The sequence below is a fragment of the Flavobacterium soyae genome (assembly GCF_021245985.1).
Classification (GTDB): Bacteria; Bacteroidota; Bacteroidia; order Flavobacteriales; family Flavobacteriaceae; genus Flavobacterium; species Flavobacterium soyae.
This window is the reverse complement of the sequence record NZ_JAJQXA010000023.1, coordinates 39547-59837: the sequence shown is the minus strand read 5'-3', so window position 1 is coordinate 59837 and position 20291 is coordinate 39547. Positions and strand designations below refer to the sequence as shown.

Annotated in this window: 19 protein-coding genes; 10 read left to right on the top strand and 9 right to left on the bottom strand. The window is 33.8% G+C overall.

The genetic code is table 11. The features are described 5' to 3' along the window. Nucleotides 1-82: 82 nt before the first annotated feature. Nucleotides 83-535 (bottom strand): hypothetical protein, encoded by a 453-nt coding sequence (locus LUU93_RS20275; RefSeq protein ID WP_232682978.1) that lies wholly within the window; start codon nt 533-535, stop codon nt 83-85. 107 nt (nt 536-642) lie between these two features. Beyond that, entirely contained in the window at nt 643-1353 is a 711-nt protein-coding gene (locus tag LUU93_RS20270) for a hypothetical protein (RefSeq protein WP_232682977.1), read from the bottom strand. A 298-nt stretch (nt 1354-1651) separates the two neighbouring features. On the opposite strand from LUU93_RS20270, the gene LUU93_RS20265 reads away from it, so the two are divergent. Then, nucleotides 1652-3082, top strand: a complete 1431-nt coding sequence (locus LUU93_RS20265) for an FAD-dependent oxidoreductase (protein WP_232682976.1) — start codon at nt 1652-1654, stop codon at nt 3080-3082. A gap of 121 nt (nt 3083-3203) precedes the next feature. Then, entirely contained in the window at nt 3204-3983 is a 780-nt protein-coding gene (locus tag LUU93_RS20260) for a bestrophin-like domain (RefSeq protein ID WP_232682975.1), read from the top strand. A 198-nt stretch (nt 3984-4181) separates the two neighbouring features. Here the strand turns inward: LUU93_RS20260 and LUU93_RS20255 are convergent, their stop codons facing one another. From LUU93_RS20255 to LUU93_RS20235, 5 genes are all read right to left on the bottom strand, one after another. Beyond that, nucleotides 4182-5021, bottom strand: a complete 840-nt coding sequence (locus LUU93_RS20255; protein WP_232682974.1) for a DUF4249 domain-containing protein — start codon at nt 5019-5021, stop codon at nt 4182-4184. 5 nt (nt 5022-5026) lie between these two features. After that, on the bottom strand, nt 5027-7642 hold the full coding sequence (locus LUU93_RS20250) for a TonB-dependent receptor (RefSeq protein ID WP_232682973.1): 2616 nt from the start codon (nt 7640-7642) through the stop codon (nt 5027-5029). A 103-nt stretch (nt 7643-7745) separates the two neighbouring features. Then, complete coding sequence (locus LUU93_RS20245) at nt 7746-8594, bottom strand: FecR family protein (protein WP_232682972.1); 849 nt, start codon at nt 8592-8594, stop codon at nt 7746-7748. 12 nt (nt 8595-8606) lie between these two features. Beyond that, nucleotides 8607-8816, bottom strand: coding sequence for a hypothetical protein (locus LUU93_RS20240; RefSeq protein ID WP_232682970.1), 210 nt, complete (start codon nt 8814-8816; stop codon nt 8607-8609). Between the two features lie 46 nt (nt 8817-8862). Then, a complete protein-coding gene (locus LUU93_RS20235; protein WP_232682969.1) occupies nt 8863-9384 on the bottom strand; it encodes an RNA polymerase sigma factor in 522 nt (173 codons plus the stop codon). Between the two features lie 546 nt (nt 9385-9930). Here LUU93_RS20235 and LUU93_RS20230 point away from each other — a divergent pair. Then, a complete protein-coding gene (locus tag LUU93_RS20230) occupies nt 9931-10839 on the top strand; it encodes a phytanoyl-CoA dioxygenase family protein (protein WP_232682968.1) in 909 nt (302 codons plus the stop codon). Nucleotides 10840-10843: 4 nt separating this feature from the next. On the opposite strand, the gene LUU93_RS20225 is transcribed toward LUU93_RS20230, so the two are convergent. After that, entirely contained in the window at nt 10844-11482 is a 639-nt protein-coding gene (locus LUU93_RS20225; protein ID WP_232682967.1) for an NAD(P)H-binding protein, read from the bottom strand. Nucleotides 11483-11643: 161 nt separating this feature from the next. Here LUU93_RS20225 and LUU93_RS20220 point away from each other — a divergent pair, with 161 nt between their 5' ends. The 3 genes from LUU93_RS20220 (at nt 11644) to LUU93_RS20210 (ending at nt 14363) form a co-directional block, all read left to right on the top strand. After that, entirely contained in the window at nt 11644-12663 is a 1020-nt protein-coding gene (locus LUU93_RS20220) for an SDR family NAD(P)-dependent oxidoreductase (RefSeq protein WP_232682966.1), read from the top strand. Nucleotides 12664-12745: 82 nt separating this feature from the next. After that, entirely contained in the window at nt 12746-13558 is an 813-nt protein-coding gene (locus tag LUU93_RS20215; RefSeq protein ID WP_232682965.1) for a helix-turn-helix domain-containing protein, read from the top strand. Between the two features lie 214 nt (nt 13559-13772). Further along, nucleotides 13773-14363 (top strand): hypothetical protein, encoded by a 591-nt coding sequence (locus LUU93_RS20210; protein ID WP_232682963.1) that lies wholly within the window; start codon nt 13773-13775, stop codon nt 14361-14363. A gap of 69 nt (nt 14364-14432) precedes the next feature. Here the strand turns inward: LUU93_RS20210 and LUU93_RS20205 are convergent, their stop codons facing one another. Then, nucleotides 14433-15200 (bottom strand): methyltransferase domain-containing protein, encoded by a 768-nt coding sequence (locus tag LUU93_RS20205; protein ID WP_232682962.1) that lies wholly within the window; start codon nt 15198-15200, stop codon nt 14433-14435. A 186-nt stretch (nt 15201-15386) separates the two neighbouring features. On the opposite strand from LUU93_RS20205, the gene LUU93_RS20200 reads away from it, so the two are divergent. The 4 genes from LUU93_RS20200 (at nt 15387) to LUU93_RS20185 (ending at nt 20229) form a co-directional block, all read left to right on the top strand. Beyond that, the gene (locus LUU93_RS20200) at nt 15387-15977 is read left to right on the top strand and encodes a TetR/AcrR family transcriptional regulator (RefSeq protein WP_232682961.1); all 591 of its coding nucleotides are present in this window, start codon (nt 15387-15389) and stop codon (nt 15975-15977) included. Nucleotides 15978-16060: 83 nt separating this feature from the next. Further along, complete coding sequence (locus LUU93_RS20195; RefSeq protein ID WP_232682960.1) at nt 16061-16510, top strand: PaaI family thioesterase; 450 nt, start codon at nt 16061-16063, stop codon at nt 16508-16510. Between the two features lie 374 nt (nt 16511-16884). Then, entirely contained in the window at nt 16885-18696 is a 1812-nt protein-coding gene (locus tag LUU93_RS20190; protein ID WP_232682959.1) for a DUF8693 domain-containing protein, read from the top strand. A 42-nt stretch (nt 18697-18738) separates the two neighbouring features. Beyond that, nucleotides 18739-20229: a phage tail-like protein gene (locus tag LUU93_RS20185; protein WP_232682958.1), complete on the top strand. Its 1491-nt coding sequence runs from the start codon at nt 18739-18741 to the stop codon at nt 20227-20229. The last annotated feature ends 62 nt before the right edge of the window (nt 20230-20291 follow it).

Here is a 20291-nt window from a genome sequence, read left to right as displayed (position 1 = left end):
TTGATACAATGAAAATGCATAAAAAAACTCCAAAATCAAATGACTTTGGAGTTTAATAAGTTTTTGCAGACTATATATGTTATTACATTTCGTTCAAGTCATTGAATTCGTGTAAAGATTTTAATGTGTTTTCGTAGAATAAAATTGCCGCGATAAGATTCCCTTTATCAGAGTAAGGCATCATTTTTCTTTGAAACTCTACAGTAGTATCTAAGAAAGTTGAAGTACCAATTGCCTGGTTATCTAATATTTTTTTGTGGTCACCATCGTCTGGAATACCTAAATCTGCCATTGTAACACCTGGTTTTGTAACCAAAGCAATGTAAGGAAGTGTTTTTACTAAAACTTTAATACGCTCGATGTACAATTCTAAAAGTTCTCCTTTTTGCATACCGCTCAATTCTTTTTGATCGTGGTATTTGCGAATTAGGGCTGTTGTACTAATGATACTTCTTGGGGCATTTTTTGCCTGTGCCATAATAGCACCAGTTGTCAAGAAGAAAAGGATACTTAATAATATAATTTTGCTCTTCATTTTATAGATGTAAATTAGTTGTTGGTTGTGACAAAAATATATAAATTAAGTTAAATCACAACTTATTTCATTTCTTTTTTTTAGAAAACTTTAACAATGTGCATTATTTATTCTATCTCGTCCTCATAAGTGACAGTCTCTTCAGAAAATTCGGTAATTTTATGGTTGTTTTTTACTCCATCCGGTGACTTGATTATTCTAAATCGTCCCGGATATTTTATCCAAATACTTTTTTTGTTGCCATAATAATCCATAAATTCTTCACAAACAAAAACTGCATGCGCAGTTGACCATGCCACAACGCCGCAAAATTCATTTCCTGACTGCCGCTTTAACTTTTGAATTTGTTTGCCTTTTTCGAATCCTAAATACTTATAAATTGTTGGGGTATATACTTCACCATCTTCTAAATCTTCTAATGCTTTATCAAAAGTTGTTTCCTTATCAATAATCTGCTTATATTTTGCCATTACTGCGTATGCCAGTATTGCATAGTCAGTTATTACTTCACTCTCACAGTTGTCTTTAATTAAAACAAAACCGGCAGAAAATCTGGCTTTATCGAGTTCATTATTTTTCAGATTAAATGATGCATTATTTTTTAGCGTTATTTTTTGCTCGCTGTCATTTATTTTTTCAGTTACAAAAAGGTTGTCTAATCCATAAATATTTAAAGCAGCTTTTATTAAAGCAATCGAGGAACAATTGGTACGTTCTCCTTGTTTAAAGCTTTCCCATATTTGATCTGAACTCAATTGAGAGTAACAATTTGAATAACCAAGTAGTAAAAATAAAAATATTGAAGTAATGAATTTCATTGTCTTTGGCTTTTATAATTGTTTCCCAAACTAATTTTTGGAAATTATAGATTTGCAAATCTATAAAAATCAACCCATAGTTTTTTTTACTTCTTAAAATTTTATTAAAAATTGCAAAGTGTACTCTAATTGAACCTTTTTCAAAATGTTATTAGATGGTTCTGAAATTTAAAGTCTCAGAATCAAAACAAAACAGCAATTATATCTCAATAAAATTCAATTTGTGTATATACTAATTTCGCTCTAAATTTGCCCATTCTAAATTTTGTACAAAAAATTTAGTTTTAAAGAAACGAATATGTGGACTACTTGCCAGGAATGTCAGGGACGTGGTAAAAAAAGCCGAAGGCTTAGTAAAAAAGTGCGGCTCAATTACCAGATGGCATTCGATCAATTTGAGAAAACAAAAGGCAATGGAACAGCTCCGGTTCGTCCTAAGGCTAACCTGTACAAATGTTTAAACTGTAACGGATCTGGTTTGATGAATTCTTCCAGTTATCCTGAACCAGATAAAGAAAACTATCCTCACGTTGCTATTATTGGTGCCGGAATAGGCGGAGCTGCACTTGCTGCGGCTTGTTTGCACCGCGGAATTCCTTTTACTCTTTATGAGCGCGATAATAACTTCGCTGCGCGATCTCAGGGCTACGGACTCACTTTGCAGCAAGCCAGTAAAGCGATCGAAGGATTAGGTATTTTTTCATTAAAAGACGGAGTAGTTTCAACAAGACATTTAGTTCATACTACAGAAGGAAAAGTGGTTGGTGAATGGGGAAATAGAAAATGGATACAATCTGACGCTAAAACGACTGCAAAACGTACCAATGTGCATATCGCAAGACAATCTCTGCGCTTAGAACTGCTTGAACAGCTTGGCGGACATGATGTCGTACAATGGGGACATCAATTAGTTGATTTTAAAAATTGTGAGGATGAAAGTATCGAGCTAAACTTTCAGGTAAATGGTGAAATAAAAAAAGCCAAAGCTGATCTTGTTGTGGGTGCCGATGGTATTCGCAGTTCGGTGCGAAAGCTGTTAATTGGTGATGATATAACACCTTTGCGCTATTTGGGCTGTATTGTAATATTGGGTATTTGTCCTTTAAGCATGCTGGAAGGTATTAATAATTCTTTACTGGATTCGGCTACTGTATTTCAAACCGCCAATGGCAATGAGCGAATCTATATCATGCCGTATACTTCAGATTCTGTGATGTGGCAATTGAGTTTTCCAATGCCCGAAGATGAAGCAAAATTTTTAAGTACTCAAGGACCTTTAGCCCTCAAGGAAGAAGCGTGCCGCAGAACACAATGGCACGATCCTATTCCGCAGATTTTAACGGCAACTTTAGAAGCCCAGATTTCGGGCTATCCTGTTTATGACCGTCAGTTATTGAATTCTCAATTATTAGAGAAAGGAAACTCCTCAACACTGATTGGTGATGCTGCTCACCCAATGAGCCCGTTTAAAGGACAGGGTGCAAATCAGGCACTGCTGGATGCATTGTCGCTGGCCAGAGCGATCTCAAAAGGATGTAAACCTTTATCGCAATGGAGAAAAACCGGAATCAGGAAAAGTGTATTAACAGAGTTTGAATCTGAAATGTTAGAGCGCAGCGCTGCCAAAGTAAAAGATTCTGCAGATGCCGCTCAATTTTTACATTCTGAAATTGTACTTCATAAGGGTGATGAACCAAGGGGACGATGCTTAAAGAAAAAAGAGCAATAACAAACCAGCTGCGAATTTAACTTACAGCATTATAATTTAAATCCCGCTTTTGCATTCCTTAAATTTGAAAGATTTTTTTTCTTAATTTAGTTGTTACATTACTTCTAAAAACAACTACTATATGGATACGAGTATTCTCAATCAAACTGAAGCCTGGATAATTGCTCTCCTGCTTTTTATATTAATGCTTATTTCAAGCTTTGCCGGAAAAGTTGCCGGAAATTATATTCGAAATAAAAAACCAACAGAGGAAAAATCGACAGAAACATCTGCACTCATTGCATTGCTTTTTTTCTTACTGGCGTTTACATTTAGTATGAGCAGTGATCGTTATGATTCCCGAAGAAAAATTGTTGTCGACGAAGCAAATATCATAGGTACTGCTATACTGCGCAGCGATTTGTATCCTGATTCAACACGAGCATTGTTCCGCAAAGATTTTAAGGATTATGTAGAAACAAGAATTTTGTACTATGAAACGGGTCCCCATACAAAAGGAATTTTAAGAGCCGACAGTTTATCTCAGGTAATTTCTTCGAAATTATGGAAACGTGCTGCCAAACTGGCTAAAGATCCAAATAATCTGGCCGCAACCCAGCAGATGATTCCCGCACTTAATGACATGATTGATGTAACTACTTCCCGCCTGTCTGGAGAAAAAGCAAAAGTTCCAGAAAGTATTTTAGTCATGCTGTTTTTCCTGTCTATGATTATTGCATTCTATGGCGGATATTCTGAAGAGCGCAAAGGCAGAGTTGACTGGATAGTTCAAATCGGGTTTTGTCTTTTAGTTTCCTTAGTTATTTTATTTACACTCGATTTAGACAGGCCCCGCAGAGGTTTTGTAAATCTTGACATGCCTAATCAAACCATAATTGATTTGAGAAAAAATTTTGAGTAACTTTTAATCTAAAACTTAATATATTTTTTGTTTTTTTCAGTCTAATCGGCAGGTTAATTTTATATTTCCTGCCGCATAGAGATAAAATTCGATGTTTGATAAAGAAGTGTATCCTTTTGGAAACAGCATAAAAAAACATCTGACATTAAATTTCTTTAATGCCAGATGCGCGTACAAATCAACCTTCAATTAATATTTTTATTTTACCAAATACGAAACTTTATCTGCTTCACAAAGCCTGAAATAACCAAAAGCATAATTATTAGAATCTGTTGTGTTTACAATGTTTCCGCGTATATTGCCCGGAGGAATCGAAAAGGGGCTTCCTCCATATATTTCTAAAATTAAATTCATATAGTCATAAAAGTTTTTAGAAATGCCGCGATGTGTAATATCAACCGTATTTCCTGCTTTCATATCTTCATGAGAGTATCTTGTACTTACTTCATTTCCATTAAAAAAGTCATCATCTGTAAGCTCATATTCCGGATAAATCAGGAAACTGCTTTTATAATCTGAAAGATAATAATTAACCTGATCGGCAGGATCTTTATAATAAAATGTCAATTCTATTATATCCTTGCCGTCAAAATCCGGAACTGTCTCTTGCTCTACCCTGTCAATTGGTGTTACAGAAGTTAGTTTTTCTACTGCCGTAAAACTCTGACCTTCGGCTTGTACATAAAGTGTATAATCTGTATTTAAAACAGGAACAAAATTAGTACATACATAAATGCCCGGTTCAGTTTCATTAAAAGTAAAAACAGTTCCGGTACTGTTTTCAACTCTTACCTGCGCTCCTGAAACTTTTGGTGTAGTGTTATTATAATACGGAGCTGTTTTACTGATCTTTATGGTTTGTTCGTTACCAGGAGTTCCTTTCTGCCAGATAATTTCAGCATCTACTACTATTCTTGTCTGTCCAGTTTCTAAATCAAGATTGACTACATCTTCACAAGATGATAAAAACAGCACACAAAATAAGCTGAATAAAACTAGTGCTTTACTTTTAAAATTATATTTATTAATCCTTTGCATACTCATTAAAATTTAAAATTATAAGAAATTCCAGGTACTATCCCAAAAATAGAAAGTCTTCTGGTTTCATTCGCTCCCGTGTCTTCATTTGTTGCAAACGTCATAGATGCTGCATTTTTTCTATTGTAAACATTATAAAGGCTGAATACCCAATAGCTCTGCCATCCTTTCTTTTTGTCCGGTTTAGGCGTGTAAGTTGCTGCCAGATCTAAATGGTGGAAAAGCGGCAGCCTGTTTTCATTTCGAAGTGAAAAATTCGGTATATTAATTCCTCCAAATTCATAATACCCATTTGCATACGTTACCGGCTGGCCCGACTGTAATGTAAAATTAGCATTAAAAGACCATTTAGGATTGTATTCATAACTTCCCACAATACTCAAATTATGCAGTTTGTCATATCCTGACAAATACCAATTACCATTTGCAACTCCGGGTTCTTCAGCAGTTCTGCCGGGTGTTTTTTGTTCTGCTCTTGATAAGGTATATGAAACCCATCCGGTAAAATTTCCGGTATTTTTTCTAAATAATAATTCCATACCGTACGATCTGGCTTTACCATTTAAGATAACCTGTTCAATATTATTATTTGCCAATATATCGGCACCATCAATGTAATCGATACGATTTTGTATATTCTTATAAAATAACTCTCCTTCAAAAGAATAGTCACCATCTTTAAAATTCCTAAAATATCCGGCCGCATACTGATCCAGCAATTGTGGTTTTGTAAACGGACCGCTTGGCGTCCAGATGCTTGTTGGCAATGGCGACTGAGTATTAGATAAAATATGAATATATTGTGCCATTCTGTTGTAACTAGCTTTTACAGACGAATTATCATTAAAAGCATAAGACAATGCCACACGCGGTTCAAGGTTATTAAAACTGCTTATTTTTTCTCCGCTTCCGTACGATATAGTTCCTGTTGGAGTAGCTTCTTGATAAATATGATATAACGGATTGTATACTACTGCCTTTCCATCTTCATAAGTATTAATGATTTCATTACCTAAACGATAAAACATACTGTAGCGAAGTCCGTAACGAAGGTTTAATTTTGGAGTGATTTGATTCTCAAAATCCACATAAGCAGATGTTTCTAACGAATATTTTTTATCCAGCTGTTTATAATTAAACTGCGAATCTGAGCTTGTAGGCTGTACGGTACCGGGATTAAAATTATAGTACTGGCCGTCAATTCCGTAATTTAATTTAAACTTATCTGTTACAATATGATTCCAGCCATACTTAAGTCCGTATGTTCGAATATTATTGTTCCAGTCAAAATCTTCTTGTTGTAAGCCAAGGTTAAATTTATAATCACTGTAAAAAACAGATAAATTAGTATTCAGGTTATCAGAAAATTTATGTTTCCAGCTTAAAATTCCCATTGTGTTTCCGTAAGTACTGGCAAAACGGTCATTTATATCAAAAACATCATTCCCAAAATATCCCGAAAAAGCAAGTGAATTATTAGCGCCCAATCTATAATTGAACTTAGCATTAATATCATAAAACATAGCCGAATTATTATTGTCAGCCAGTTTTAAAAATAAATGTGCATAAGAAGCACGACCTGCAATAAGAAACGAACCTACATCTTTTTTTATGGGTCCCTGCACTAAAAGACGGCTTGATATTAAACCAATGCCTCCGTTTACTTTGAAATTTTCAAAATCTCCGGTTTGCTGCGTTACATCTAGAACAGAAGATACACGTCCGCCAAATTTAGACGGAATTCCGCCTTTATATAAATCCAATCCGTTTACAACATCAGCATTAAAAATAGAGAAAAACCCAAACATATGCGAATCACCATATACCGGCCCGCCATCCAGCAGAATTAAATTTTGATCTGCAGCACCTCCCCGAACATTAAAACCAGAAGAAGCTTCTCCTGCATTTGTAACTCCTGGCAATGTTAATATTGATTTTAAAGGATCCGGCTCGCCCATTGCCACAGGAATTCGCTTAATTTCTGCCATCGAAAGTTTGTTAACGCTCATTTGAGTATTCCTCACATCAACAGCCTTACTATTGGTTACAATTACCTGCTCCAGCTCCTGACTGTCAGAATCCATGTTGAATTTTATTCTTACATCATCATCATCAACTGCAATCTGTCTTTCTTTGTTTTTTAAACCCACATAACTTACAACAAGATTATAAATCCCTCTGTCGAGTTCTATGGTAAACATTCCATTAATATCTGTTGTAATACCGGTAGAAAGTTCTATGATGAAAACATTCGCACCTATTACGGGCTCCCTGTTTTCATCAAGAACCTGTCCTGTCAGTTTATTTTTTTTTTTAGCTGTTTTAACGGCTTTCTGCTTCACAAAAATATTACTGCCTACAATCGAAAATTGAATCGATGTACTTTTATTTAATTCATTAATAAGCTGTTTGATTTCGATATTATTATACGCACTTTTTTGAGTAAAATATCTTTGGCTCGTATTAATTTGATCTGTAAAGGCAAATTTAAAATCGGTTTGATTTTCAATTTGTTTAAAGAAGTCCTTTAATGTTACCGTTTGATCTACAGTTACCGTGACGTTTTGAGAAAATACTCCCCAACTGAATAAAAAAAAGCACGCTGAAATTATATGCTTCATGAAATTTTGTATTTTTGAATATTATTAAATGGAATAGTTTTATACTATCCTGACTAGTAGGAAGGATGTTTTTAGTTTCGCGGCTAGTGCATCCTTTTCTTTTCTATTGAAAAGTAATTTGTTTTAATTTTTCATTTACTTCAAAGTTTAGGTTATACATTTCTGATATTAATTGGATAATCGTTTTTAAATCTTCTTTTTTATTGATGCGTACCGTGATTCGCTGATTATGATATTCCTGCGGAATAATCATTTTATAACCGTAATTTGACTCAATGTAAGTGCTTACGGCAGTTAGCTTTTCATTATCAAAATCTACAAATCTGTTGAATTCAGTAACCGATGCGGAATTGTTTCCATACGTAAATTTCTCGCCCGGTTTTAGTATCCATTTTTCATTCAGGTTTTTTACATTCATCTGAACGCTTCCTTCATAAAGTTCAACTGTTACTTCTTTTTGAGTATATCCTTTTACTGTAAAAGAAGTTCCTAAAACAGTAGTTGTCGTTTCATTGCAAAATACCTGAAAAGGGTGTTTTTTATCTTTTTTAACTTTAAAATAAACTTCTCCAAAAACTTCAACTTTTCTATTTGCAGCAAAATTACCGGCATATGCAATTTTAGAATTCGGACTCAATTCTACTACTGAACTATCTGGCAGGACTGCAGTTTTTATTATAGAAGCAGGGTTTTCTATTATATTTTCGGCAAATTGAATATTATTGCTTGCGGGGTTGCTGCTGTTAAAATAAAGTCCGGTTCCAATAAGAGCAAAAATCAAAACAGCCGCTGCAGCCGCATAATAACGCCAAGGCTTATTTTTTTGTTTCTTAGGAGGAAATGCCTTCGCTTGAAACTGCTCCCAGGACATCTCTTTTTCATTATCAGAATGCGAAACAGGGATTTCGTCCCATACTTTTTTTAATTCTTCTTCTATTTTCTTTTCATCCATGTCTTTAGAGCGTTAAAGTTTTTGACAATAAAATCCCTGTTTATTAAAAACACCATATACCATTTCTTTAATCTCTCTGTTTGTTTCGATTTTTAGAATATGATCGCAGTTTTCTACCTCAAAATTCATCGAACAGTCAGAAATGACAAACTGCAGAAGCACTACAATAAAGCTTGCATCTTCCTTTGTTTTAACATCAGTTTTATAAGACTCAATATGCATTTTTTGTTTCTGTTTATTAGTATAACAAACGAGAACAAAAAAGTTCCTAATGATCTTCGATTTTTTTTCTAATAAATTTACTGGCAAGATAAATATGATTGGCAATTGTCTTTTCAGAAAGGTCTGTCATTGCTGCAATCTCCTTATAGCTAAGGTTTTCCAGTTTATGTAAAGTAAATATTTTTTGCTGCTGCTCAGGAAGCTGATTTATGAAAGTATATAATTTTTCTTTTCTTTCTTCAAAAATTACATCATCTAAGTCCTCGTTTTCGATTTCAAACCCTGAAGGATCAAGCTGAATTATTTTATTTTCTCTGTTAACATGATTGATAATAATGTTCTTGCAGATAACAAACAGTTGTTTATCAAATAAAACATCTTCGTTAAGCAGTTCTCTTTTATTATAAAGCCTTAAAAAAGTTTCCTGTACAAAATCCTGCGGGGTAAGAACTGTAAAATTAAATCGTCTGGCAATGTTTATCAGTTTATCATAGTAATTTAAGTAAGCTTCTTTGAAAGAAGCCTCATTACCATGTTTTAAACTTAATATAAACTTTCTATTGTCCATAACGTAAATATGATTAGTCTTAACTCAATGTTTAGTATAATATTGTACACTATTTTTTACAGCGAAGACTGTATTCATTTTTTATAACTGCAAAGAACAGAAATTTATTCTAAAATTATTTAACAGAAAAAATATAGTTTTAAACAAAGGTACTGTCAAAATTAATACTTACTGTTAAATTATTGTCAGCTTTTTTCAGGACAACTCACGGTTTAAAATCCGGTCATCATGATCTATAAACCGGTTATTTTAGAATACATTTTTTTTAAACCTAAAAATTTAGCTGCATTGTAATTCCGGCAAAAAAAATATCTTTTCCTGTTCCTAAAATTTTTATATATCGTTATCAGATTAAAAGTGACGATATAACACTGAAATAATTTAAATTAAAACACGTATTTATACTTTAAAAAAAGACATTTTAATAGGTTATTTTTGGAATAAATAATTAAATTGAGGAAACATTTAGTAATAATCTTAATGACCATCTCAATTATATTTTAATAACCTGCCTAACGAGCTGAAGCAATAAACGTTTATAAAATTATGCCTTGGAGTATTCTTGAAAATTTATGGAACCGTACTATAAACAACTCTAATGCTATAACGGATACACAATGGGATCAGGAAATTAAAATCTTGTACCTGTTAGGAATTAGTATGGAAGATGCCATACAGTTTTTATATTTCGAAAAACCTGATTTTGAAACTTTTAAAACCTGGATTAACAATCAAAAAAAAGACGAAAATAATACTGCTGATTCTATAGAAAATGTACTATCAGAACAAGATCTTGAGTTTTGGAATAAAAATGGTTATGTAATTATAAAAAATGCTGTTTCAAAAAAAGACTGCGAAGATACCGTTGAAGCAATCTGGAATTACTTAAAAATGGACCCTGATAAAAGCGAAACCTGGTATAACAGACATGAAGATCAAAAAGGATTAATGCTTAATTTTTCTGATCACAAAACATTAAATAAAAACCGTTTTTCACCAAGAATTAAAAAAGCATACGAACAGCTCTACAATTCAGCCAAAATTTACAAAACGATTGACAAAGTAAGCTTTAACCCTCCTGAAACTAAAGATTTTACTTTTTTAGGAAGCCCGCTGCATTGGGATATTAGTTTAAAACAGCCCATAACTTTTGGTTTTCAGGGACTGCTCTATCTTACGGACTGCGGCAGTAATGACGGCGCTTTTCACTGTGTTCCGGGATTTCATAACAAAATTGATGATTGGCTGGATAATCTTGGGCCAAATGAAAATCCAAGAAATAAAGCTATTGAAACCTTAAAACCGGAACCTATAACGGGCAATGCAGGCGATTTTATAATTTGGAACAATACTTTACCGCATTGTGCATCGGCAAACAGAGGCAAAAGCCCAAGAATGGTGCAATATCTTACCTATCTGCCAGACGGTTATGATACTTCGGGAGAGTGGATTTGATTTATTAAAATTCAAAAATTTCTTTAAGTTCGATTATTGTAGTTCCTTCCGAAAGTATTTTTGGAGCCTTTACTAATTTTGCTGCAAGAATCTGTGTTTCAAGCGGTTTAAATTTGGTAAGAATGCCAATTGCATTAAGAAAATTGAAAAGTTTTACCGAAATCTTTTCGCCCAGTCGGTCTGTATCTTCACGTACTAAAGGCCCGGGCCTAAAAATAATGTATTGCCAAAAGTTCCGTTCGGCGATATAATCTTCCAGTTTCCCTTTCATTTTAGAATAAAAAATATTGCTTTTGGCAGATGCTCCGTAAGAAGAAACCAGTACAAAAGACTTTACTTCATTTTGTTTCGCAGCCAGAGCAAATGCGGCCGGAATATCAAAATCTATTTTCCATTGTTTTTCTTTCGAACCGGCAGCTTTTAAAGTTGTCCCAAGGCAGGAAAACAGAACATCTCCGGTTATCTTATCTTTAAAAGATTCAATTTCATCAAAATTGACAATATGTTCTGTCAGTTTAGAATGTTCTTTCCCCGAAGGTTTTCTAACAAAAGTTACGACAGAAGAATAATCATTATCCTTCAGCAGCTGATCTACCAAAAATTTCCCTGTTGAGCCCGTAGCTCCAATTACCAATGCTTTCATAAAATAAAATTTAATAGACTGGTTGTAGTGCAGCGTTAAAGATAATTAAAAACAATGAATTCAAAATGACGTTTTAAACAAAGTAAAAATGACGTTTTAAACAAAATCGAAAGTTTTACATCTCTATAATTTTGCTTCATAACAATTTAATATTTATAAAAATGAAAACAAATAATTATCAGGGAGCATTACAAAAACCTATTAATTCAGGATTTAATGCAAAATCAACTTCTGCAGATGTAATTAAAGGAATTGACCTTACAGGAAAAATTGCCATTGTAACCGGCGGACACACCGGAATTGGATTAGAAACCACTAAAACACTTGCGAATGCAGGCGCCACAGTAATTGTTGCTGCAAGAGATATTACAAAAGCTCAAAAAAATCTTGACGGAATTGCAAATGTCGAGCTGGAAACTTTAGATTTCATGAATCCTGACTCTATAGATTCCTTTACTGCAAAGTTCTTACCTTCAGGAAGACCGCTTCATCTTCTTATTAATAATGCAGGAATTATGTGGGTTCCGTTACGCAGAGACAACCGCGGATATGAATCGCAATTGGTAACAAATTATCTTGGACAGTTTCAGCTTACTGCAAAATTATGGCCGGCTCTTAAACAGGCAAATGGAGCGAGAGTTTTAAATATATCTTCGTACGGGCATCAAATGGCGCCGTTTAATTTTGATGATCCTAATTTTCTTCATCGGGATTATCATACTTTACAAGGTTACGGACAGTCAAAAACTGCCTGTAATTTGTTTGCATTAGAATTAGATAACCGCGCTAAGGTGTTTAATGTAAGAGCATATTCAGTACATCCGGGAAGTGTTTTGGGTACTGATTTAGGAAGGGAAGAACCTATAGAATTATTTAAACAAATAGGAACGCATGATGAGAATGGAAATTTAAAACCAGAAGTTGCCGCTTTATTAAAAACGGTACCACAAGGCGCTGCAACAACAATTTGGTGTGCCACAAGCCCTTTGTTGAATACTATTGGCGGTGTTTATTGTGAAGATGCTGATATTGCAAAATTAGATCTTGGAAACATAGAACATAAATTTGATGAACCCAAAACGATATATGGCGTACAGCCTTATTCGTTAGATCAGGATAACGCTAAAAGGCTTTGGGATTTAAGCGAACGTCTTTTAGGAATATCATTTGATGTTATTTAATGAAGGTTTAGAAAATAATATACCGTCAGGATTTTTATCTTTGATACTCGAAGAAAAGCCTGACGGTTAAAACAACTGCAAAATGGAACATATATCAAAATATTTAACGCCTGAGATCAAACTCTCTTGTTATGAAGATAAATTCTTCAAATCTGATTTGGTTTTTGATGATCATATGCTGATTTGGTTTATTTCCGGAGAAACCAGGATTATACAAACCGATGCTGTTTTTACTTTTAAAACCGGGGATATTTTTCTAATTCCCAGAAATTTGCTTGCCACTATTATAAATTATCCCAAAAATGGCCAGCCGCATAAAACGGTTGTAATGCATCTTTCTGTTAAACGTTTGAAAGAATTTTATAAAAATATTGATTTAAGTGCCAAAACTGGTTCTGAGCAAAAAATCATTTCTTATAACAATCATCCGTTATTAGAAAGCTGTCTGGCTTCTTTAATGCCTTATTTTGACATTGAAGGAGATTTTCCCGAAAACATTGCTTCATTAAAAATTACCGAAGCCATCAGCATTTTAAGGGCAATCGACAAACGAATAGATAATATCTTAGCGAGCTTTGATGAACCGGGCAAAATTGATTTGATCGATTTTATGCAGCGAAATTTTATGTTTAATATGCCAATGGAAAAACTAGGCTATTTAACAGGCCGAAGCTTGTCTACTTTTAATCGGGATTTTAAAAAATACTTCAATACAACGCCTCAAAAGTGGCTTACCAAAAAAAGACTCGAATTAGCGCATTATCATTTGGCAGAAAACAAAAAAAAACCAACTGAAATTTATTACGAAGTTGGCTTTGAAAATCTCTCTCATTTCTCATTTGCATTCAAGAAACAATTTGGCTATTCGCCAACTGCATTGTTAAATATTGAATAGTTTATTTTTTGTTTTTTTAGTAAACAATTATATTTTTTAAAATTATCGCGATATGTAAACAAATTTTTACACTATTCGATATGGTTATAACAAAACTTCAATTTCTGGTAATATAATTGCTTTTTGAGGCAATAAATGCCCTAATCGATTGTTATAAATAGATATTAAGAAGTTAAAAATGACTTCTAATACATTTTAAAATAAATCAAAGTATATGAAAAGAATATTGTTTTTAATAATAATTGTTACTTCGCTGCAAGCTTATTCGCAGGAAGAAGTTAAAGGAAAATATCAGCCTATTCAATCTAAAACTCCGGAAAGTAAAGAAGTAATTCCGCCAACGGAAACTCCGCCGCCAAATGAACCAACCCTTGCAAAAGATCCGATAGTTTTAAAAATAAATCCAGATGAACTTTTTAAAAATAACACACTTTATAAAAGAGAAGCCAATGTTGAGGGTATTTTTTACAGACGAAATGAGTATCTAGGCGGTTTTGTAACCAAATCTACAACCTCAACCATTCGTTACCGTGATGCCGCTTTTGTAGACAGCGATAAAATCAGAGTATATCTTAATGATAAAGTTATCGAACCAGAAGTTAGTTTGGTGGGAGAATATAAAGGATTTAAAATAAACCTGGTAAAAGGTATGAACAAAATTGATTTTGAGGCTTTAAACGAAGGCTCAGCATCACCAAATACTGCCGAATTTCAGGTTTATGATGACAACGGAAAGGTTATAGAAGCAAGCCAATGGAATGTTGGTACAGGCTACAAAGCTGTTATTATTTTATATAAAGAATAAACACCTGACTTAACTATTAATTCAATGAAGAAAGCCTGCAGAAATTGATCTGCAGGCTTTTTGTTTTTATTATACTTTTCTTCCGTAAAGTAAAATTCTTTTAAAAGGATAAATAGCCGGAAATTTAGGAAAATGTTCCGCTATTCGCTCTTTAAAGGTTTTAATAAAAAGTTCTTCCTTTTCTCCGCCAAGTCTGTCGATATAAGGAATTAATGCCGAACCTGCGATAAAATTATATAGTGTATCATGGTCGTTTGCAATAATTGGATAAACCCTGTGCATGAGCTGTATATCTTCCATACCACCGTCAAAAAGAATTTGGGCATAATAATCCATACTTAAAATTGGTGAATCTCTTTTATAGCTGTTTAAATACGATTTAAACGGTTCTTCATCAGCCAGTTTATAAAGTATTATATTGAGTTTGTTTTCTGGCTGAACCGGCATTTGTACTGCAAACTGCCCATCTTTATTAAGTAATTTTAGTAATTGCGGAAATAATTTTTCATGATCATTCGACCATTGCAAAGCTGCATTACTAAATATTAAATCCCATTTTTCTCCAGTGGCTATAGTTTCTTCAGTGGTTGCTTTTCTAAAATGCAGGTTTTTCATTTCAAGAGATTTTGATTTCGCCAGCATTTCAGAAGAAGCATCAACACCAAGAAAATGGGCTTCTTTAAATTTATCTGCCAAAATAAAAGTCTGCTCTCCCGTACCGCATCCTAAATCAATAGCCTTCATTTCATTTTTTGGCTGTATAAATGCTATTAAATCATAAAACGGTTTATATCGAATATCTTTAAACTTATTATAAATCTCTGGATCCCAAGGCATATTTAGATAATTTAAATTAAAAACAATTATGCAGCAAAACGCAAATTCAACAACAATTACTAAGATACTAAATTTTCAATCTGTGAAATAAAACCTTATCACAATAATCTCACAAAAAATAATTATACAAATCAGTCTTTAAATCATACCGATTGGTATATATTTGTATAACAAAATTATTTCAAGATGAGTAAAGCGGAAAAAACAAAGCAGTTTATAATAGAGAAAACCGCTCCAATCTTTAATACAAAAGGATACAGCGGTACATCTATAAGTGATATTACAACGGCAGCCGGTCTTACAAAAGGAAGTATCTATGGAAATTTTGAAAATAAAGACGAGGTAGCAATTGCTTCTTTTAAGTTTAACGTGAAAAAACTTCACGATGTTTTAAGCCGGGAAATCGAAAAACAAAGAACCTTTAAAGAAAAATTGTTGGTTTATCCCCGCATTTATGCCAAATATCAAAATTTAGAAGTTACACCTGGCGGATGTCCGATATTAAATACCGCAATAGAATCTGATGATACACATCCGGTTCTTAAAAAATATGCCGAGAGAACACTGCTCTATTGGAAAGAAAAACTAATGTACCTCATCTGCCAAGGTATAAATGCAGGAGAATTTAAAGCAGAATCGATAAATGCAGAAAATACAGCTTTAACCATAATTGCACTAATTGAAGGTGCCATAATGATAAGCAAATTAACCGGAAATGGTAATGATTTATCAGCTGTAATGCTTTCGCTTCATAAAATTATTGAAGACTTAGAATAAGGCAGTATTTACGATTGCTTTTTTTATATACAAAAATATACCGGTTGGTATAATAATTATAATTTTAAATTGAATTGAATTAAATGAAAACTAAAACAAGATTACAAGTATTGCAAGATCACATTGGCGGCGAATTTATTCTTTCGCCTTCTCCTTTTATGCTTTGGATGAAACCCATAGTTGTTACAGCCGGGCCCGGTACGGTAACTTTTAAATATCAAATTAGAGAAGAAATGACCAACCCAATTAAGTCCTTACACGGCGGGGTAACGGCTGCAATTGCAGACGACTGTATTGGTGCTACATTGTTTTCTCTTGACGAGGAAAATTTTTATACCACAATAAACCTAAACATTGATTACTTTGCTCCTGCTTATTCTGGCGATATTATTATAGCCAAAACATTAATAATAAAAAAAGGGAAACAATTTGTGAATGCACAATGCGAAATCTGGAATGAAACTGAAACAAGGTTAATTGCGAGAGGATATTCTAATCTTTTTAAAACCAATGTAGTCAAAAAAGTTCTTTGATACTGAATCACTTTTATAAAAAACTTTGCATAAAAATGGCAATTATATAAAATCAGATAAAAATTATATAAAAAACTGAACTATATAGCACTTAATTTTGAGTATAGTAAATTTCTTAGGTTTTTAATTTATTGTAACCAATAAGTAAGTAATTTTGTAGTTAGTAAAACTAATTCAAATAACTTTTTTTACAATATTAGATTAGTTTACAATCATACTTTGTTTTCCGTTTTTTTTATAAAAGTGAATTCTTAATCATGCAGATAAGGAAATAGCAGCTGTTTTGCTGCAGGCAGAAATATATAATTAAGGGTTTAGTATTACTTGAAATATAGTTATTCGACAGCATCTGATTTTTAATTAAAATAAAAGTTATGAAAAAGATTACCTTACTAATTTATATAATTTCTATTCAAAGTTTTGGACAGATTTATGTTGGTGCCAGTACTCCCGTGTATGTAAAAAACCAGGTGCTTTTCGTGAAGCAGGATATAAATTTAGCAGCAAACTCAAACTTGTATCTGCGTAATTTATCTCAATTGGTACAAGGTACAACAGGAACTTCAACTAATGTTGGAACCGGAATTGTGTCTATTTACCAGGAAGGAACTGCTGATAATTTTGACTACAATTACTGGTGTTCTCCAGTAGGCATCAATGTGGCAGCATCCGGCAACCAGAATTTTGGCATTACGATGCTAAACAGGCCAACAACCTCAACGGCTTCGACTCCCGCAACAATTCTTCCATTAGCAAATTATGACGGAAGTGCAAATCCGCTCTCAATCGCATCGCGATGGATTTATAAACTTACCAATGCCAATAGTTATTCGCAATGGGTTCAGGTGGGAACTACAACCACAATAGCGCCAGGTGAAGGTTTTACGATGAAAGGCACCAGCGGGTCTGACGCTGTAGATCCGGAAGGAACGGGAATTGTAAATAATCCCGGCACAGGTGCACAGCGCTATGATTTTAGAGGAAAACCAAATGATGGCAATATTACTGTTACGGTTGGAGCAAACAATGCCTCAACTTTAACCGGAAATCCATACCCGTCTGCTTTACATTTAAATGCTTTTTTATTAGATCCTTTAAATAATGCCTGTACCGGAATTGCTTATTTCTGGGAACAGGACAAAACTGTAAATTCACATTTAATTGCGGCTTACAGAGGCGGATATGCCACTTATTCACCCGGAACTTTAGGTTCAAACGGTATTTATGTTCCTGCCACTTTTAATAGTTATAATGGCGATGGTTCACTAAATAACGTTGGAACCACATTCGGACTTATGCGTGAGCGTAAATATGCGCCTATCGGGCAGGGTTTTGTAATTAAAGGAGCCGCAGATGGTACTGTAACGTTTAGAAATTCGTATCGAATATTTTATAAAGAAGGCGAAAGTTTGTCGCATTTTGAAAAACCTGCAAGAAACAAAACTACTGCTAAAAGTGGAGAAACTGCTAAAAATGAAGAAGCAGAAGCATCTAATGATATTCCTCATATCAGGATAAATGCCATTATCAACAATCAATTTACAAGACAGCTTGCCCTTGCTTTTTTACCCGAAGCTACTGACGGTATTGATAAGGGTATCGATGCCTTAAGTATGGACAATAACTTTCCTAATGATGCCTTCTTTTTACTGGAAGGAAAAAATTATGTAATACAGGGCATTAATTTTGACATTACAAAACAAATTCCGTTAACGGTAAAAGCAGCCGCCAGTACAACACTTAAGTTTTATATTCCTGAAGTTATAAACTTCGATCCTTCGCAAAATATATTTTTATATGATGCTGCAGATGGGTCTTTTCACAATATTAAAACCGGGAATTATGAAGTCACAATTCCACAGGGCGTATATCCCGACCGATTTAAAATTACTTTCACAAACAAAGGACTGGGTACAAGTGAAGAAACTAAAAATAATTTTTTCATTATGCAGGATAATGCAGCCCGATCATTAAAAGCTTCCAACCCTGATTTAATCCAATTCAAATCATTTCATCTCTACGATATTTCTGGCAAAACGGTACGATCTAAAAAGAATCTGGGTGCTGAAGAAAATTATAGTTTCTCTACATCAGGTCTAAGTTCCGGAGTTTATATTGCGACATTTTTAACTGCTGAGAATAAAAAAATATCTCAAAAAGTAATTATTTCAAATGCAGGAAATTAATAATGTTTTTTTTTGATTTTCAACCTACAAAAACCTGAAATTATGAAAAATACAGCCTCAATAAATTGCCGAACACTATTAATACTTACTCTTTTCTTTTTATCATATTTTACAAATGCACAAATAGGAATTGGAACAGTTACACCTGATGCAAGTTCTGTGTTAGATATAGCATCGACAAGTCAGGGAATGCTGGCTCCCAGAATGACAACTGCCCAAAGAAATGCAATAACCTCTCCTGCTGACGGATTAATTGTCTATGATACTGATTTAAAAGCTTTTTACCATTATTCTTCGGGTTCAACATCATGGTTAGTAATGAGCAGTGGTACAAGTCCAAGAGTAAATTTTAAACGTATAAAAGCTGCAGATAACTTAGCAACTGTTCTCGCAACTGAACTGTCAAACGGCGGAGGGACTAAATACCTTTTAAGCTCCAATACATTGTATGAAATAAATGGTCTTATTATATTTGATCATCCTATCGACCTCAATAATGCTTACATTCAAGGTTTAGATTCTACTGAAGATATTATACTTAGAACTACAGGAAATATTTTTGAAGGTGCTACAGGCGGGAATATTAAAAACGTTACCATTAGAGCCGCAACCGGAAGTATTTTTAACCTGAGTGGTTCGGCAGCTCAAAATTTAGTTTTTAGGGACTGTATAGTTGCCAACTCAGCCAGTGTAGGAACAATATCTGGTTTTGGATTGGTTTTTCTTAGTATTGTTCAATTTTCAGGAAATACAACCGGAATCACTTACAACAATATAACGCAGCTGCTATTAAGTAACATGGGCTGGTTTGGCAATAATACAGGTACTTACGAAAAACTAACCGGAACATTTACATTAGTAGAAAAACAAGGAGGTTTTAGCCAGGTCGACGGTACTGCGATAGGATTTGATGTTTCTACATCAGGACTTACTATCACTGGAGATGCAGTATTAGAATCTGTTGTTTTTACGGGTACAAACACAGCAGGATATGTAAAAGCCTATACAACGGGAACGTATACAGGATTTAATTTTAATAATAGCTGGAGTGTAAGATCTGCAGGAATACCAACAGAAACTGATGCTAGTGCTACAGCCGATTTTTCTATGGATTATGCTGTTGGATCCGGTCTTGGAGTCAGTTTTACAAATGGTGCTAATCCAAGTAATATAGTAAAAGTAGGCTCAGGAACACCTTCTACAACATATTCGAATTTATTTAGATTTTCAACTGATGCTGCAAATCGATTACGATATCTGGGAAAAAAGAAAAGAATTTTCCAGGTTGGAGGATCTATCTCTTTTCAGGTGCCTGCTGCCGGTATATACATCATTTATATTGCTAAAAATGGAACTGCCATAAGTCAATATAAAGTTTACGGAAGAGGACTGGCTGCAAATGATATTATTGTACTGCCATTAAATGCAACCACAGAATTAGTTAACAATGATTATATCGAAGTTTTTGCCCAGCGATATAGCGGAAGCAACGGAGATATTGTAGTACCCAATATGACACTTACAATTGAATAATAATAAAAGCTTATCAAAACTCAAGTTCTGAATCAAATCAAGATCAAGCATAATAAAAAAAT

What these genes read in the sequence shown, in the direction of transcription:
- LUU93_RS20190 (WP_232682959.1), top strand. Translation starts at nt 16,885, where the DNA reads ATGAAAAAGATTACCTTACTAATTTATATAATTTCTATTCAAAGTTTT.
- LUU93_RS20200 (WP_232682961.1), top strand. Translation starts at nt 15,387, where the DNA reads ATGAGTAAAGCGGAAAAAACAAAGCAGTTTATAATAGAGAAAACCGCT.
- LUU93_RS20195 (WP_232682960.1), top strand. Translation starts at nt 16,061, where the DNA reads ATGAAAACTAAAACAAGATTACAAGTATTGCAAGATCACATTGGCGGC.
- LUU93_RS20260 (WP_232682975.1), top strand. Translation starts at nt 3,204, where the DNA reads ATGGATACGAGTATTCTCAATCAAACTGAAGCCTGGATAATTGCTCTC.
- LUU93_RS20210 (WP_232682963.1), top strand. Translation starts at nt 13,773, where the DNA reads ATGAAAAGAATATTGTTTTTAATAATAATTGTTACTTCGCTGCAAGCT.
- LUU93_RS20215 (WP_232682965.1), top strand. Translation starts at nt 12,746, where the DNA reads ATGGAACATATATCAAAATATTTAACGCCTGAGATCAAACTCTCTTGT.
- LUU93_RS20220 (WP_232682966.1), top strand. Translation starts at nt 11,644, where the DNA reads ATGAAAACAAATAATTATCAGGGAGCATTACAAAAACCTATTAATTCA.
- LUU93_RS20225 (WP_232682967.1), bottom strand. Translation starts at nt 11,482, where the DNA reads ATGAAAGCATTGGTAATTGGAGCTACGGGCTCAACAGGGAAATTTTTG.
- LUU93_RS20230 (WP_232682968.1), top strand. Translation starts at nt 9,931, where the DNA reads ATGCCTTGGAGTATTCTTGAAAATTTATGGAACCGTACTATAAACAAC.
- LUU93_RS20250 (WP_232682973.1), bottom strand. Translation starts at nt 7,642, where the DNA reads ATGAAGCATATAATTTCAGCGTGCTTTTTTTTATTCAGTTGGGGAGTA.
- LUU93_RS20270 (WP_232682977.1), bottom strand. Translation starts at nt 1,353, where the DNA reads ATGAAATTCATTACTTCAATATTTTTATTTTTACTACTTGGTTATTCA.
- LUU93_RS20275 (WP_232682978.1), bottom strand. Translation starts at nt 535, where the DNA reads ATGAAGAGCAAAATTATATTATTAAGTATCCTTTTCTTCTTGACAACT.
- LUU93_RS20240 (WP_232682970.1), bottom strand. Translation starts at nt 8,816, where the DNA reads ATGCATATTGAGTCTTATAAAACTGATGTTAAAACAAAGGAAGATGCA.
- LUU93_RS20185 (WP_232682958.1), top strand. Translation starts at nt 18,739, where the DNA reads ATGAAAAATACAGCCTCAATAAATTGCCGAACACTATTAATACTTACT.
- LUU93_RS20235 (WP_232682969.1), bottom strand. Translation starts at nt 9,384, where the DNA reads ATGGACAATAGAAAGTTTATATTAAGTTTAAAACATGGTAATGAGGCT.
- LUU93_RS20255 (WP_232682974.1), bottom strand. Translation starts at nt 5,021, where the DNA reads ATGCAAAGGATTAATAAATATAATTTTAAAAGTAAAGCACTAGTTTTA.
- LUU93_RS20265 (WP_232682976.1), top strand. Translation starts at nt 1,652, where the DNA reads ATGTGGACTACTTGCCAGGAATGTCAGGGACGTGGTAAAAAAAGCCGA.
- LUU93_RS20245 (WP_232682972.1), bottom strand. Translation starts at nt 8,594, where the DNA reads ATGGATGAAAAGAAAATAGAAGAAGAATTAAAAAAAGTATGGGACGAA.
- LUU93_RS20205 (WP_232682962.1), bottom strand. Translation starts at nt 15,200, where the DNA reads ATGCCTTGGGATCCAGAGATTTATAATAAGTTTAAAGATATTCGATAT.